General features: G+C 72.9%; 13 protein-coding genes. 5 read left to right on the forward strand and 8 right to left on the reverse strand.

The features are described 5' to 3' along the window. Positions 1-42: 42 nt before the first annotated feature. Both AB0G50_RS22325 and AB0G50_RS22330 read right to left on the reverse strand, forming a co-directional pair. Positions 43-1,506 carry a M4 family metallopeptidase gene (locus AB0G50_RS22325; protein WP_360111721.1) on the reverse strand — a complete coding sequence of 488 codons (1,464 nt, stop codon included), beginning with the start codon at positions 1,504-1,506 and terminating at the stop codon, positions 43-45. A gap of 309 nt (positions 1,507-1,815) precedes the next feature. Then, complete coding sequence (locus AB0G50_RS22330; protein ID WP_360111723.1) at positions 1,816-2,967, reverse strand: site-specific integrase; 1,152 nt, start codon at positions 2,965-2,967, stop codon at positions 1,816-1,818. 87 nt (positions 2,968-3,054) lie between these two features. Between AB0G50_RS22330 and AB0G50_RS22335 the strand changes: the two genes are divergently transcribed. Next, positions 3,055-3,357 carry a helix-turn-helix domain-containing protein gene (locus AB0G50_RS22335; RefSeq protein WP_360111725.1) on the forward strand — a complete coding sequence of 101 codons (303 nt, stop codon included), beginning with the start codon at positions 3,055-3,057 and terminating at the stop codon, positions 3,355-3,357. 5 nt (positions 3,358-3,362) lie between these two features. Here AB0G50_RS22335 and AB0G50_RS22340 read toward each other — a convergent pair whose 3' ends face one another. From AB0G50_RS22340 to AB0G50_RS22365, 6 genes are read right to left on the reverse strand one after another with little or no spacing between them, the layout of a single operon-like run. After that, positions 3,363-3,869 (reverse strand): hypothetical protein, encoded by a 507-nt coding sequence (locus AB0G50_RS22340; RefSeq protein ID WP_360111727.1) that lies wholly within the window; start codon positions 3,867-3,869, stop codon positions 3,363-3,365. Further along, the gene (locus AB0G50_RS22345; RefSeq protein ID WP_360111729.1) at positions 3,862-4,362 is read right to left on the reverse strand and encodes a SigE family RNA polymerase sigma factor; all 501 of its coding nucleotides are present in this window, start codon (positions 4,360-4,362) and stop codon (positions 3,862-3,864) included. Before AB0G50_RS22345 ends, AB0G50_RS22340 begins: the two co-directional genes overlap by 8 nt. A 36-nt stretch (positions 4,363-4,398) precedes the next feature. After that, on the reverse strand, positions 4,399-4,761 hold the full coding sequence (locus AB0G50_RS22350; protein WP_360111801.1) for a VOC family protein: 363 nt from the start codon (positions 4,759-4,761) through the stop codon (positions 4,399-4,401). 19 nt (positions 4,762-4,780) lie between these two features. Then, positions 4,781-5,455: an MBL fold metallo-hydrolase gene (locus AB0G50_RS22355; protein ID WP_360111731.1), complete on the reverse strand. Its 675-nt coding sequence runs from the start codon at positions 5,453-5,455 to the stop codon at positions 4,781-4,783. Further along, positions 5,452-6,426 (reverse strand): hypothetical protein, encoded by a 975-nt coding sequence (locus AB0G50_RS22360; protein ID WP_360111733.1) that lies wholly within the window; start codon positions 6,424-6,426, stop codon positions 5,452-5,454. Before AB0G50_RS22360 ends, AB0G50_RS22355 begins: the two co-directional genes overlap by 4 nt. A gap of 48 nt (positions 6,427-6,474) precedes the next feature. Next, complete coding sequence (locus AB0G50_RS22365; RefSeq protein ID WP_360111735.1) at positions 6,475-7,890, reverse strand: PLP-dependent aminotransferase family protein; 1,416 nt, start codon at positions 7,888-7,890, stop codon at positions 6,475-6,477. A gap of 48 nt (positions 7,891-7,938) precedes the next feature. Between AB0G50_RS22365 and AB0G50_RS22370 the strand changes: the two genes are divergently transcribed. The 4 genes from AB0G50_RS22370 (at position 7,939) to AB0G50_RS22385 (ending at position 14,045) form a co-directional block, all read left to right on the forward strand. Then, entirely contained in the window at positions 7,939-8,379 is a 441-nt protein-coding gene (locus tag AB0G50_RS22370) for a carboxymuconolactone decarboxylase family protein (protein ID WP_360111737.1), read from the forward strand. Further along, positions 8,364-9,110, forward strand: coding sequence for an isocitrate lyase/phosphoenolpyruvate mutase family protein (locus AB0G50_RS22375; RefSeq protein WP_360111739.1), 747 nt, complete (start codon positions 8,364-8,366; stop codon positions 9,108-9,110). The genes AB0G50_RS22370 and AB0G50_RS22375 overlap by 16 nt, the downstream gene beginning before the upstream one ends. A gap of 188 nt (positions 9,111-9,298) precedes the next feature. Further along, positions 9,299-13,201, forward strand: a complete 3,903-nt coding sequence (hrpA, locus tag AB0G50_RS22380) for an ATP-dependent RNA helicase HrpA (RefSeq protein ID WP_360111740.1) — start codon at positions 9,299-9,301, stop codon at positions 13,199-13,201. A 109-nt stretch (positions 13,202-13,310) separates the two neighbouring features. Further along, on the forward strand, positions 13,311-14,045 hold the full coding sequence (locus AB0G50_RS22385; protein ID WP_360111742.1) for a dienelactone hydrolase family protein: 735 nt from the start codon (positions 13,311-13,313) through the stop codon (positions 14,043-14,045). Positions 14,046-14,051 lie beyond the last annotated feature (6 nt).

Here is a 14,051-nt window from a genome sequence, read left to right on the forward strand (position 1 = left end):
ACAGTGCAGGGTAGTCCGGGGGCCACGGTCTGGCGGCGGGTCCTACTTCACGTTCACCGCGGCCCAGGCCCGGTTGACCGCCGCGTACTCGGCGCTGCTCGCCCCGTACAGCTCGGAGGCGGCCGCCAGGGTGCCCGTGCGGGCCGCGGCGTACTTGGTGCCGGAGGTGAACTTCGTGGTGAGGGCGCGGTACCAGATCTTCTCCGCCTTGTCGCGACCGATGCCGGTCACCGACTGGCCGTCCTGGGTGGGCGAGTTGTAGGAGACGCCGTTGATCGTCTTGGCGCCGCTGCCCTCGCTCAGCAGGTAGAAGAAGTGGTTGGCCACGCCCGAGGAGTAGTGCACGTCCTTGCTGCCGACCGTGGAGGACCAGTAGTCGGCCGACGCGCCGTCCTTGGACGGCTTGTCCATGTACCGCAGCGGGGTGCCGTTGCCGCGGATGTCGATCTTCTCGCCGATCAGGTAGTCGCCGACATCCGCGGGGTTGTTGGCCGCGAACTCGACGGCGGTGCCGAAGATGTCGCTGGTGGCCTCGTTCAGGCCGCCCGACTCGCCGGAGTAGACGAGCTTCGCGGTGACCGAGGTGACGCCGTGGGACATCTCGTGGCCCGCGACATCCAGCGAGGTCAGCGGCTTGGCGTTGTTCTGGCCGTCGCCGTAGGTCATGCAGAAGCAGCTGTCGGTCCAGAACGCGTTGACGTAGTTGGTGCTGTAGTGCACCTTGCTCAGCGCGCCGACACCGTCGTTGCGGATGCCGTTGCGGCCGTGCGTGTTCTTGTAGTAGTCCCACGTCTTGGCCGCGCCGTAGGCCGCGTCGACGCCGGCGGTCGCCTTGTCGGACTGGGTGCCGTTGCCCCACTTGTTGTCCGCGTCGGTGAACAGCGTGCCGGTGCTCGTGCCGCCGTTGAGGTTGTTGACCTGCTGGTTGCCGCGCAGCGGGTCCTTGAGCTGGTAGGTGGACCCGGACTTGGTGGTGTCCAGGGCGACCGTGCCGCTCCACGTGCTGACGCCGCTGCCCGTCTCCAGGTGCATCACGGAGTCGTAGCGCAGCAGCTCGGCGCCGGTCTTGGCGTCGGTGAACACGTGCAGCTCGCTCGGGGTCTTGTCCGCGGAGACGCTCTCCGTGACCTTCTCCCAGGCCAGCGTCGGCGCGTGGTCGAGCGCGAACACGACCAGCTCGCCGCGGTCGGCGGCGCTCGACGGGGTGGTGGTGGCGAGTTCGATCTTCGCGTCCGTCGTGCGGGCGACGGACTTGACCTTGCCGGCCTTGGTGCGCTCGACGATCAGGTCGCCGCCGACGACCTTGAGGCCGCGGTAGGTCCGGTCGTAGTGCGTGAAGACGGTGCCGTCGGCGTCGGTGATCGTGCTCGTCTGGACGAGCTGCTCCTGGGCGCCGAGCCCGAGCTGGTCGGGCGCCTGGGGCGCCGCGACGGCCGTCGCGGCGGTGGAGCCGACGAGCGCGGCCGCCACGAGGGCGGCGTAGCCGACGAGGGTCTGACGTTTCATGGGCGCTCCTGGTTGTTACCGGTGCAGGGTGGCCGGGGCGGACGACCAGGTGGACTGATCGTATGGCCGTGAAACGCCGGGTAAATGGTCCGCCGAGCGCCGAACGGACTTGGCCGGTCCGGGCCCGGTGCAGGTCAGCAGGGGTGAGCAACGATCGATTTAGCCGCATAACCGCAGCTCAAACTGTGTGGAAACACGAATCGAACAACAGCCGGCAAGAGTTCGTCCAGCGCATTCGTCCAGGGCCTTTCGGCCCACACCGCACGGCGGGGTCGTGTTTACAGTTAACAACTCTCCGTGCGCTCTGGGTCACAGTCCGAGACGGGTGACAGCGTTGTCCTCGAGCGGGTTGGCCGTCCGGATGTACCGGTGCACGGTCCGGGAGTTGGTCCAGCGGCCCTGGCGCATGATCTCCCGGTCGCTCGCGCCGCCCAGCGCGGCCTGGGTGGCGAACCCGGCGCGCAGCGAGTGGCCGCCGAACAGCGCGGGATCGAGCCCGGCGCGCAGCGCGTACCGCTTCACCACGTCCGAGACCGCCTTGTCCGACATGGGTTTCCCACCGATCCGGCCGTGCCTGCTGACCGCCGGGAACAGCGGCCCGGACAGCGGTCCCGGCCGGTAGGAGTGGCAGCGGTGCACGGTGCTCTCGACCGCGTCCTCCAGGTAGGCCCGCAGGTCGGCGGCACCGAGGGCGTCGGCCCAGTCGGCGAACGCGCACACCGGGCAGGTGTGCCGGCGGGCGCCGCGCGGCAGGACCACGCGCTGCCGGTGCGCGCCGGTCTGGTCGGTCTTGGTCACGCCCAATTCGACCAGCAGCAGCGGCTCGTGGGTGCGCGGGTCGACGTCGACCGTCACGTCCTCCAGCCGCAGGGCGGCCAGTTCGCTGCGCCGCAGCGCGCCCGCGAACCCGACGAGCAGCAGCAGCGCGTCCCGGCGGCGGGCGGCGCCGGTGGGCCAGCCCTGCGGCGGCCGTTCGGCGAGCAGCGCCTCCAGGGTGGCCAGCAGCACGGGCCGCTTGCGCCGGGGCTGGGCGCGCCGGGTCCGCCGGACGCCGCGCAGGGTCAGCCGCACGACGTCGGACCGGGTGGGGGAGGGGAGCCCGGCGGAGGCGTGCACGGCGGCGATCGCGGCGGCTTTGCGCTCCAGGGTGGACGGGCTGAACGCGGGCGAGCCGTCGGGTTTGACCGCGTCCGCGGCCACCGCGAGGTACACCGCGACGTCGACCGGGTCGGCGGGCAGCGCCTGGCGGCCCTCGGCCTCGCACCAGCCGGCCCAGCCCACCCAGTCCGAGCGGTAGGCGCGCAGCGTGTTGGGGGACTGGGCGGCGCTGAGGTAGGCGCGCAGGGAGGAGGCCTGCTCCTCGTCGAAGCGCCGCCGCACCTGGTCCAGGGCGGCGAAGTCGACCAGCGCTCCGTGCGTCACGCGGTCCAGCCCGGCACGCACCGGCTCCGGCAGGGTCACCTGATCACCCTAACACGGTTAGTGGCTTCGATTATTTCAGTGAAGACTGGCTTCACTCCTCTCGTCCACTCGCTACTATGCGAGGTCATGCGCGCTCTACAGCACCCGGACGTGAGGGAACTCCAACTGGCCACGGTGCTCAGCGCGCTCGCCGACCCGATCCGGTTGCGCATCGTCGGCGAGCTGGCCCGTTCGGGCGGCATCGTGTGCGGGCAGTTCGACGTGCCGGTGAGCATGTCGACCCTGTCGCACCACCTCAAGGTGCTGCGCGAGGCCGGCGTGCTGCGGGTGACACCGCAGGGCAGCTACCGCACCCACGAGCTGCGCCGCGACGAGATGGAGCACCGGTTCCCGGGCGTGCTGGACTCGATCACCCGCGCGATCGGCTGACCGCGCTACTCGCACAGCCGGAGGAACGCGGTCGCGCCCGGCCGCAGCCGGAACCGCGCCGTGTGGCCCGCCGCGTCGGTGAACACCGCCTCGGTCTCGCCGGTCACGGTCATGACTCCGACCTGGGACGGGTTGGCCCAGCCCGAGGGCGGGTTGCCGGCGCCGTCGTCCAGCACCGGGTCGGCCTCGTAGTAGCGGTCGCCGATCCGGGTTTCGCGGATGCCGCAGTGGGTGTGCAGCTCGAAGGGGTCGATCACGGCGAGCGGCGGTCGGGTCGTGGTGACCGCGGCGGGTGGCAGCCGGAGTTCGTCGGTCTGCCGGCCGAACACGGTGACGAGGGCGAGCAGGCTCCCGCACAGCAGCAGGACCGTCGCGGCGACGCCGACCGGCGGCGGGACGCGGCGTGCGGGCGCCGGGCGTTCGGCCGGCCGTGTCACGTCGACGGCGCGGGCCGCGGCGGCGAAGGCGGCGGCGACCCGGTGTTCGACGTCGGTCCTCTCGCCGTCAGTCACGGTGGGCTCCCAGTCGTCGGTGGAGGGTGGCGAGCGCGCGGGAGGCGCTGGTCTTGACGGTGCCGCGGGACACCCCGAGGGTGGCGGCGATCTCGGCCTCGCTGAGCCCCGACCAGTAGCGCAGCACGAGGACTTCGCGTTGCCTGCGGGGCAGTCGGCGCACCGCGCGCAGCACCTCGCGGTGTTCCTCGGCGACCAGGAGCGCGGTGTCGGCGGCGGGTGCGTCCTGGTCGCGGGTGGTGCGGGTGAGGTGCCGGGCGAGGCGGGCCCGTGCGCGGTGGACGGTGCGGGAGCCGTTGACGACGGCGACGCGGAGGTAGCCGGCGGCGGTGGTGTGGTCGAGGTGGTCCCAGCGGCGGTGCACGGCGACGAAGGCGTCCTGCACGACGTCCTCGGCCTGCGCGGTGTCGCCGACGAGCAGCGCGGCGAGCCGGAGGAGTCCGGGTTTCTCGCGGCGGAACAGGTCGGCGACGGGTTCGTCGACGGTCGTCACGCCACTAACACGCCGCGGGGGTGGTGGGGGTTGACATCAGGTGCGGATCCAGAGGCAGAAGGGGTGGCCTGCGGGGTCGAGCCAGACGCGCACGTCGTCCTGGAACTGGTGGGTGGCGGGTCGGGCGCCGAGCGAGCGGGCGAGGTCGCAGGCGGCGTCGAGGTCGTCCACCTCGATGTCGAGGTGCAGTTGCATGCCGGGGTGGTCGGTGGTGGTGGGCCACACGGGGCGGACGTGGCGGGGTTCGGCCTGGAAGGACAGGCCGGGGCCGCCGTCGGTGGGGCGCAGGGTGGCCCAGTCGGGTTCGTCGTGGACGAGCGGCCAGCCGAGCAGGTCGCGGTAGAAGCGGGCGAGGGCTCGGGGGTCGGGTGCGTCGAGGACGGTCGCGGTCAGCTTGATCACCCCCTCGATTGTGGGGTCAGACGGGGTAGGTCGCGCCTTGGCGGGCGACGGGGGCGTCGCCGGGGTGCTCGCCGAGGTGGGTGAGCAGGTACCGGTCGGCGTGGCGGCCGGCGTGGACGGCGTCGGCGACGGTGCAGTGGTGGGGGCCGGTTCCGGCTTCGCAGAGCAGGAGGTCGGCGTCGGCGATGCGGTCGAGGGCGGCGCAGGGCGCGGTGTCGCCGGAGTAGCCGAGGACGCGGTCGTCGGCGCGGGCGCGGAGGCCGAAGGCGGGTAGGCCGTGGTCGACGGCGAGGCTGGTGAGTTCGAGGTCGCCGACGTGGGCGGTGTGGCCGTCGGTGAGTTCGTGGATGTCGAAGGCGTCGGCGGCGGGGTTGGGTCGGGCGGCGGCGAGGAAGGTCTCGAGGCGGTGGGCGAGGCCGGGTGGGCCGTAGAGGGGGACGCGGGTGGGTGGGAGGTCGCCGAAGCGGAGTGCGTAGTAGGCGGCGAGGAGGTCGGCGGTGTGGTCGGCGTGGGTGTGGGAGATCCAGATGGCGGTGAGGTGGTCGGGGCGGACGTGGCGTTGGAGGTTGGCGAGGGTGCCGGGTCCGGCGTCGATCCAGACGGTGGTGTCGCCCGCGGTGAGCAGGTAGCCGGAGCAGGCCTGGTCAGGGCGCGGGTAGGGGGTGGCCGTGCCGAGGACGGTGAGGTTCACGACGCAGTGTGGCGCAGGACGTGGACGCCTGCCGCGGTCTTGAGGTAGGCCCAGGTCACGTGGTGCGCGGTGGCGAGGCCGACGTGGGAGGCGGGTGTTCGGGCGAGGTGGTCGGGGAGGGGGACGGGTGTCCACTCGTCGCCGGTCCAGTGGTGGTAGGCGGGGTGGGTTTCGAAGCTGCGGCGGTTGGCGCGGACGCCCCAGGTCCAGCGGGCGGCGACGCCGTGGAGGCTGAGTCGGCCGGGGTCGGTGGGCGCGGGGACGGGTGTCCAGTGGTGGCCGTCGTAGTGGTGGATGTGGAGGCCGTCGGCGTTGTGGACGTGGCCGAGCCAGACGTCGTCGGGGGCGGTGGCGGCGAGGCGGGTGATGTGGCCGTGGTCGAGGCGTGGTCCGCGGCGGTCGGTCCAGTGGTGGCCGTCGTAGTGCAGGAGGACGGGGTATTCGTAGGTGCCGGGTCCGACGCCGGCGAGTCCGGCGCCGCCTGCCCAGATGTCGTGGGGTCCGGTGGCGGCGAGGGTGTGGAGGCCTTCGCGGTCGGAGGCGAGGGTGGGGTGGCGGGTCCAGGCGTGGCCGGTCCAGTGGAGGGTGTCGCGGCCGGCGCCGAGGACGCGGACGTCGTCGGGGGCGAGGGCGAGGACGGCGCGGGCCCAGCCGATGGCGGGCAGGTCGTGTCGGCGCCAGGCGGTGCCGTCGTAGTGGAGCAGGAGTGGGTGGCCGGCGCTGTTGCCGAGTGCCCAGACGTCGTCGGGGGCGCTGGCGGAGATGCCGGCGAGGCTGGCGGCGGTGGGCAGGTCGGGTAGGTCTTCACGGGTCCAGGCGGTGCCGTTCCAGCGCAGCACGAGGGGCGCGGAGGGTCTGCTGGTGAAGACGCCGGTGGTGCCCGCGAGCCAGGCGTGGTCGTCGCCGGTGGTGGCCAGGTCGGCCAGTGCGGTGCTGGGTGGCAGTGCCGGCACCGGCACGGGTTGGAACAAACGATCTCCCCCTCGATGGTCCCCCGACTCATCGCAAGGTCTACCTCATCAGCGCTTGCCGTGTTCGGTATCCGCCGAACGGCGGTTTGTGGTTGCGGCGGGTGTCCGGTCGGCGGCGCGCAGGACGCGGTCGAGGGCGTCGAGGGCGTTGCGGTAGGCGTGGTCGGCGGGCGCGCCGTAGCCGATGACGATGCCGCCGGGTGCGTGGGGGTCGGGGTGGTGGTGGTAGTCGCGGAGGGCGCCGAGGGCGAGTCCCTCGGCGCGGGCGAGGGCAAGGACGTGGTCTTCGTCGGGGTGGTGCAGGAGGGTGTGGAGTCCGGCGGAGACGCCGTGGAGGTGGTGGCCGCGGAGGCGTTGGACGAGGAGGTCGCGGCGGCGGCGGTAGGTGGTGCGGCGGGCGCGGATGTGGCGTTCGTAGGCGTGGCTGGTGATGAGGTCGGCGAGGACGAGTTGGCCGATGACGTCGGTTTGGTGGTCGGTGTCGCGTTTGGCCCGGGCGACGGGGTCGACGAGGTGGGGTGGGAGGACGAGCCAGCCGAGGCGGATGCCGGGTCCGAGGGTTTTGGCGGTGCTGCCGGCGTAGGCGACGTGGTCGGGCGCGGTGCCTTGGAGTGCGCCGAGGGGTTGGCGGTCGTAGCGGAACTCGCCGTCGTAGTCGTCTTCGAGGAGGAGCGCGCCGGTGGCGCGGGCGCGGGCGGTGAGGGCGTGGCGGCGTTCGGGGTGCAGGGGCACGCCGGTGGGGAACTGGTGCGCGGGGGTGAGGACGGCGGCGGCGACGTGGTCGGGGAGGTGGTGGGCGCCGTGGTGGTCGACGGGGAGGGGTACGACGGTGCGGCCGGCGCGGCGGACGACGTCGCGGTGCAGGGCGAGGCCGGGGTCTTCGAGGGCGAAGGGTCCGTCGAGGACGCCGGCGAGGAGGGCGAGGGCTTGGACGTAGCCGTTGGTGACGACGACGGTGTCGGGGGTGGCGTGGACGCCGCGGGTGCGGCCGAGGTGGTCGGCCAGCGCGGTGCGGAGTTCGACGCGGCCGCGGGGGTCGCCGTAGCCGAAGGCGTCGGCGGGCGCGGAGGTGAGTGCGCGGCGGGTGGCGCGGATCCACGCGGTGGTGGGGAACGAGGTGGGGTCGGGTCGGCCGGGGCGCAGGTCGTGGCGCGGTGTGGTGGCGCGGGCGGGTCGCGCGGGTGGACCGGGTGGTGGGGAGAGGGTGGCGACGCGGGTGCCGGCACCGCGGTGGGCGGTGAGGTAGCCCTCGGCGACGAGTTGGTCGTAGGCGGCGGCGACGGTGTTGCGGGCGAGGCCGAGTTCGACGGCGAGGGCGCGGGTGGCGGGCAGGCGGGCGCCGGGCGCGAGGCGGCCGGCGCGGACGGCGTCGCGGAGCGCGCGTTCGAGGCCGGCGCGGCGTCCGGTGGCGGGGTCGAGGTCGAGGTGCAGGTCGACGCCGGAAGTGGCCCAGTGCGGTGACACGGTATTGGACCTTATCGGTAGGCCAATGGACCCAATAGGTTGCGGTGCATGACGATTCGAGTGGCCGCCGACAGGTTGGCGCCGCACATGACGCGGGCGATGAAGGGTTTGGAGAAGGCCTCGCGCGAGTCCTCGCTGGAGGGTTCGGTGCAGGAGCTCGTCCGGTTGCGGGCCTCGCAGGTCAACGGCTGCGCGTACTGCGTGGACCTGCACGTCACCGACGCCCGCGAGGAGGGCGAGGAGCAGCGGCGGCTGGACCTGCTGGTGGTGTGGCGGGAGGCGGACCTGTACACCGAGCGGGAGCGCGCGGCGCTGGGGTTGACCGAGGCGGTGACGCGGCTGGCGGACGGCCCGGTGTCCGACGAGGTGTGGGCCGCCGCGGCGGCGGTGTTCTCCGAGGTGGAGCTGACCGAGCTGCTGTGGGTGATCGCGACGATCAACACCTGGAACCGGGTGGCGGCGGCGTCGCGCGCGTGGCCGCTGCCGTGAGCGCGGCGGCGCTGCGGGCGCTGCACGTGCCGGGTGATCCGCTGGTGCTGCCGAACGTGTGGGACGCGGCGTCGGCGCGGGTGGTGGCGGACGCGGGGTTCCCGGCGGTGGCGACGGCGAGTCACGCGGTGTGCGAGGCGCTGGGGTACGCGGGTGGTGTGGGCGCGTCGGCGGACGAGGTGTTCGACGTGGTCGCGCGGGTGGCGCGGGCGGTGGACGTGCCGGTGACCGCGGACGTGGAGCGCGGGTACGGGTTGCCGGGCGCGGTGCTGGCCGAGCGGTTGGCGGCGGCGGGCGCGGTGGGGTGCAACCTGGAGGACTCCGATCCGGCGACCGGGGGGTTGGTCGGGTCGTGGGAGCAGGTGGCGTTGCTGCGCGCGGTGCGGGAGGCGGATCCGGAGTTGGTGATCAACGCGCGGGTGGACGTGTTCCTGCGCGGCGGCGAGGGCGGGTACGACGACGCGGTGGCGCGGGCGCGGGCGTACCTGGCGGCGGGCGCGGACTGCGTGTTCCCGATCTTGCTGCCGGTGGACCTGGTGGCGCGGTTCGTGGCGGACGTGGGCGGCCCGGTGAACGTGCTGCACCGTCCCGGCGACCCGACGCCGGCGGCGGTGGCGCGGTGGGGTGTGGCGCGGGTGAGCCTGGGCCCGAACCTGCACCGCGCGTCGATGGCGCACCTGGCGGAGGTGGTCGCGGGGGTGCGCGCGGGCGGCGGGTTGGCCCGCCGGTAGGTGGTGGGCGGTGCGCGGGCGCGGGGCGCCGGTGACGTCGGGGGACGGGCGGCGTGCCGCCGGGTGACCCGGTGCCGGCCCGCGCGCCGCCCACCCGCTCCGGTGTCCACACCGGAGCGCGGACGTGCGCGGTGCCACCGGATATTCGGCGGCCGGGTGCGGCGGCCCCCGATATCATCGGTCGCAGTATGAACACCACCGCGCACGCCGACCTGCACGAACGCCTGTCCGGGCTGATGTCGAGGGACCGGCGCCGGTTGAGCCGCCGGCTCGACGGCGCCCGCAAGGTCCGCGACGGCAAGGCCCGTTCGGCGGTCGAGGCCGAGGTACTGGCCGAGATCGAGGAGGCGGAGCTGCGGGTCGCGCTGCGCCGCGAGACCGTACCGAGGATCACCTATCCGGGCGAGTTGCCGGTGAGCGCCCGCAAGGACGACATCGCGGCGCTGATCCGGGACCACCAGGTGGTGATCGTGGCGGGCGAGACGGGGTCGGGCAAGACGACGCAGCTGCCGAAGATCTGCCTGGAGCTGGGTCGCGGCGTGGTGGGTCAGATCGGGCACACCCAGCCGCGCCGGCTGGCGGCGCGCACGGTGGCCGAGCGGGTGGCGCAGGAGCTGGGCACGAAGCTGGGTTCGGCGATCGGGTACAAGGTCCGGTTCACCGACCACTCGGGCGACGACACGCTGGTCAAGCTGATGACCGACGGCATCCTGCTGGCGGAGATCCAGAACGACCGGATGCTGTCGCGCTACGACACGATCATCATCGACGAGGCGCACGAGCGCAGCCTCAACGTGGACTTCCTGCTCGGGTACCTCAAGCAGCTGCTGCCGCGCCGGCCGGACCTGAAGGTCGTGATCACGTCGGCGACGATCGACCCGGAGCGGTTCTCGCGGCACTTCGGTGACGCGCCGGTGATCGAGGTGTCGGGTCGGACGTACCCGGTCGAGGTGCGGTACCGGCCGGTGGTGGACCCGGACGACGAGGACGCCGACCCGGACCGCGACCAGACGCAGGCGATCTGCGACGCGGTGCGGGAGTTGCAGGCCGAGGGGCCGGGCGACGTGCTGGTGTTCCTGTCCGGCGAGCGGGAGATCCGGGACACCGCCGACGCGCTGGCCGCCTCCGACCTGCGGAACACGGAGATCCTGCCGCTGTACGCGCGGTTGTCCTTCGGCGAGCAGCACCGGGTGTTCCAGCCGCACTCGGGGCGGCGGGTGGTGCTGGCGACGAACGTGGCGGAGACGTCGTTGACGGTGCCGGGCATCAAGTACGTGGTGGACCCGGGCACGGCGCGGATCTCCCGGTACAGCCACCGGTTGAAGGTGCAGCGGCTGCCGATCGAGCCGGTGTCGCAGGCGTCGGCGAACCAGCGCAAGGGCCGGTGCGGGCGGGTGTCGGAGGGCATCTGCGTGCGGCTCTACACCGAGGACGACTTCCTGTCGCGGCCGGAGTTCACCGATCCGGAGATCCTGCGGACGAACCTGGCGTCGGTGATCCTCCAGATGACCTCGATCGGGTTGGGCGACATCGCGGCGTTCCCGTTCGTGGAGCCGCCGGAGGCGCGCAACATCAACGACGGCGTGCAGCTGTTGCAGGAGCTGGGCGCGATCGTGCCGGGTGAGCAGAAGCTGACCCCGTTGGGGCGCAAGCTGGCGCAGCTGCCGGTGGACCCGAGGCTCGCGCGGATGGTGATCGAGGCCGACCGCAACGGGTGCGTGCGCGAGGTGATGGTGATCGCGGCGGCGCTGTCCATCCAGGACCCGCGCGAGCGGCCGTCGGACAAGCAGCAGGCCGCCGACGAGCAGCACGCCCGGTTCAAGGACCCGGAGTCGGACTTCGTGGCCTACCTGAACCTGTGGCAGCACGTGCGGGAGCGGCAGAAGGAGTTGTCCTCCAACCAGTTCCGCAGGCTGTGCCGGGCGGAGTTCCTGAACTACCTGCGGGTGCGGGAGTGGCAGGACGTCTACACGCAGCTGCGGCAGGTGGCCAAGACGCTGGGCGTGCACGTGAACGAGGAGCCCGCGGACCCGCGCAACGTGCACCTGTCGCTGCTGGCGGGTCTGCTCTCGCACATCGGGCTCAAGGACGTGCCCAAGCGCGAGGCGGGCAGGCGGGGGTCGACGGAGTACCTGGGCGCGCGCAGCGCGAAGTTCGCGATCTTCCCCGGCTCGTCGCTGTTCCGGAAACCGCCGCAGTGGGTGATGGCCGCCGAGCTGGTGGAGACCTCCCGGCTGTGGGGCCGGATCGTGGCGAGGATCGAGCCGGAGTGGGCCGAGAAGCTCGGCGCGCACCTGGTGAAGCGGTCCTACAGCGAGCCGCACTGGGAGCAGCGGCGCGGCGCGGTCGTGGCGATGGAGCGGGTGACCCTGTACGGGGTGCCGATCGTGGCGGCCCGCAAGGTCGACTACGGGCGGGTGGATCCGGAGTTGGCGCGGGACCTGTTCCTGCGGCACGCGCTGGTGCAGGGGGAGTGGACCACGCACCACCGGTTCTTCCAGCGCAACCGGGAGCTGCTCGAGGAGGTCGCCGAGCTGGAGAACCGGGCGCGGCGGCGGGACATCGTCGTGGACGACGAGACGCTCTACGAGTTCTACGAGCAGCGGGTGCCCGCGGACGTGGTGTCGGTGCGGCACTTCGACTCGTGGTGGAAGAAGGCCTCGCGGGACACCCCGGAGCTGCTCACGTTCGACAAGGCGATGCTGGTCAACGAGCGCGCCGAGGTGACACCGGACGCCTACCCCGACGAGTTGTCGCGCGGCGGGTTGACGTTGCCGCTGACCTACCGGTTCGAGCCGGGCGTGGCCGCGGACGGGGTGACGGTGCGGTTGCCGCTGCCCGCGTTGACGACGCTGCCCGAGGACTCGCTGTCCTGGCAGGTGCCGGGCATGCGCACGGACCTGGTGATCGCGCTGATCCGGTCGCTGCCCAAGCCGATCCGGCGCAACTTCGTGCCGGTGCCGGACGTGGCGAACGCGGCGTTGGCGGGCATCAAGGCCGACGAGCCGCTGCTGCCCGCGCTGGAACGGCGGCTGCGGGAGCTGACCGGCGTGGTCGTGCCGCGCGAGGAGTGGCAGCTCGACCAGGTGCCCGAGCACCTCAAGCTGACCTTCCGGGTGGTGGACGAGAACGACCGGGAACTGGCCACCGGCAAGGACCTGGGCGTGCTCAAGCGCAAGCTCCAGGCCCGGCTGCGCGAGTCGCTCGCCGCGGCCGCATCGGGGTTGGCCCGCACCGGGGTGACCACGTGGGACCTCGGCGAGCTGCCGAAGTCGGTGCGGCGCACCCAGTCCGGGATCGTGGTGACGGCCTACCCGGCGTTGGTGGACAAGGGCGACAGCGTCGCGGTGGAGATCCTCGACACCCCGGGCCGGCAGCGGCACGCGATGTGGCGCGGGGTGCGGCGGCTGGTGCTGCTGGCCGTGCCGTCGCCGGTGAAGTTGTTGCAGCGCGGGTTGGACAACGCCGAGAAGCTCGCGTTGACGCGCAACCCGCACGGTGGTGTCGCGCCGCTGCTGGCCGACTGCATCTCCGCCGCGGTCGACAGGCTCATGCACGAGGCGGGCGCGCCGGTGTGGAACGAGAAGGCGTTCAAGGCGTTGGTGGAGCACGTGCGCCGCGGCCTGGGCGAGGCGGTGTTCGACGTGGTGCGCCAGGTGCGGCGGGTGCTGGAGGCCGCGCAGGACGTGGAGCTGCGGATCGCGGGCGTGCGCGGCGCGGTGTTCGAGGAGTCGCTGGCCGACGTGCGGGCGCAGCTGGCCGGGTTGGTGCACGACGGTTTCGTCACCGGCGCCGGCGCGGACCGGCTGCCCGACGTGCTGCGGTACCTCCAGGGCATCGCGCGCCGGCTGGAGAAGCTCGGCACCAACGTGGCCCGCGACCGGGAGTGGATGGACCGCGTCCACGAGGTGCACGCCGAGTACCGCGAACTGCGCGCCGCGCTGCCCGCCGACGAGCCGCAGGACGGGCTGGACGAGGTGCGGTGGATGATCGAGGAACTGCGCCTGAGCTACTTCGCCCAGACCATCGGCACCCGCTACACCGTGTCGGACAAGCGCGTGTTCAAAGCCCTGGACGCCATCCCGCGGTGACCTCGTCCGCCGACGGGGCGGACGAGGTGCTCCGGCGCCGGTCGGGTGGGACCACGTCTCCGGCGTGTCGATCACCCGCTCGACAGGTCGACCCACGACAGGAGAAGCCGTGCCTATCAAGACCTTGCGGATCCCCACCGCCGACGGTGTGGCCGACGCGTTCGCCGCCGTCCCCGACCGGGGCGGCCGGCACCCCGGGGTGCTGATGTACGGGGACGCCTTCGGCGATCGGCCCGTGCTGCGGGAGATGGCACTCGAGTTGGCCGGGCACGGGTATTACGTGCTCGTGCCGAACTTCTTCTACCGGCACGGCCCGGCGCCGGTGGTGGAGCTCCCCGAGCACATCGGGGGCGAGGCCCGGACCGCGATCATCGCCCGGCTGATGCCCCTGATCCGCGAGCACACCGTCGACCGCGTGCTGAGCGACGCCGACGCCTACCTCGGGTTCCTCACCGCCCAGTCCGAGGTGGCCGGCGGACCGGTCGCGGTGACCGGCTACTGCGTCGGCGGCCTGCTCGCGGTGCGCACCGCCGTGGCCCACCCGGGCCTGGTGGCCGCCGTCGCCGGATTCCACGCCCCGGTCGGCGCCGACGGGCCCGACAGCCTCGCCGGACTCACCGCCCGGGCTCACTTCGGCCACGCCGCAACCGATCTCACGCCCGAGGCGCTCGGCGAGCTGAACCGGGCACTCGACGCCGCGGGTGTCGACCACACCTCCGAGATCTACCCCGGCACCGTCCACGGCTTCACCATGGCCGACACCGACGCCTTCGACCCCGCCGGGACGCAACGCCACTGGGACCGCCTGCTCGCCCTGCTCGACGGCACCCTGACCGCCGGCTGACACCCC

The organism is Actinosynnema sp. NPDC020468 (assembly GCF_040642015.1).
In the GTDB taxonomy this organism is placed as follows: Bacteria; Actinomycetota; Actinomycetes; order Mycobacteriales; family Pseudonocardiaceae; genus Actinosynnema.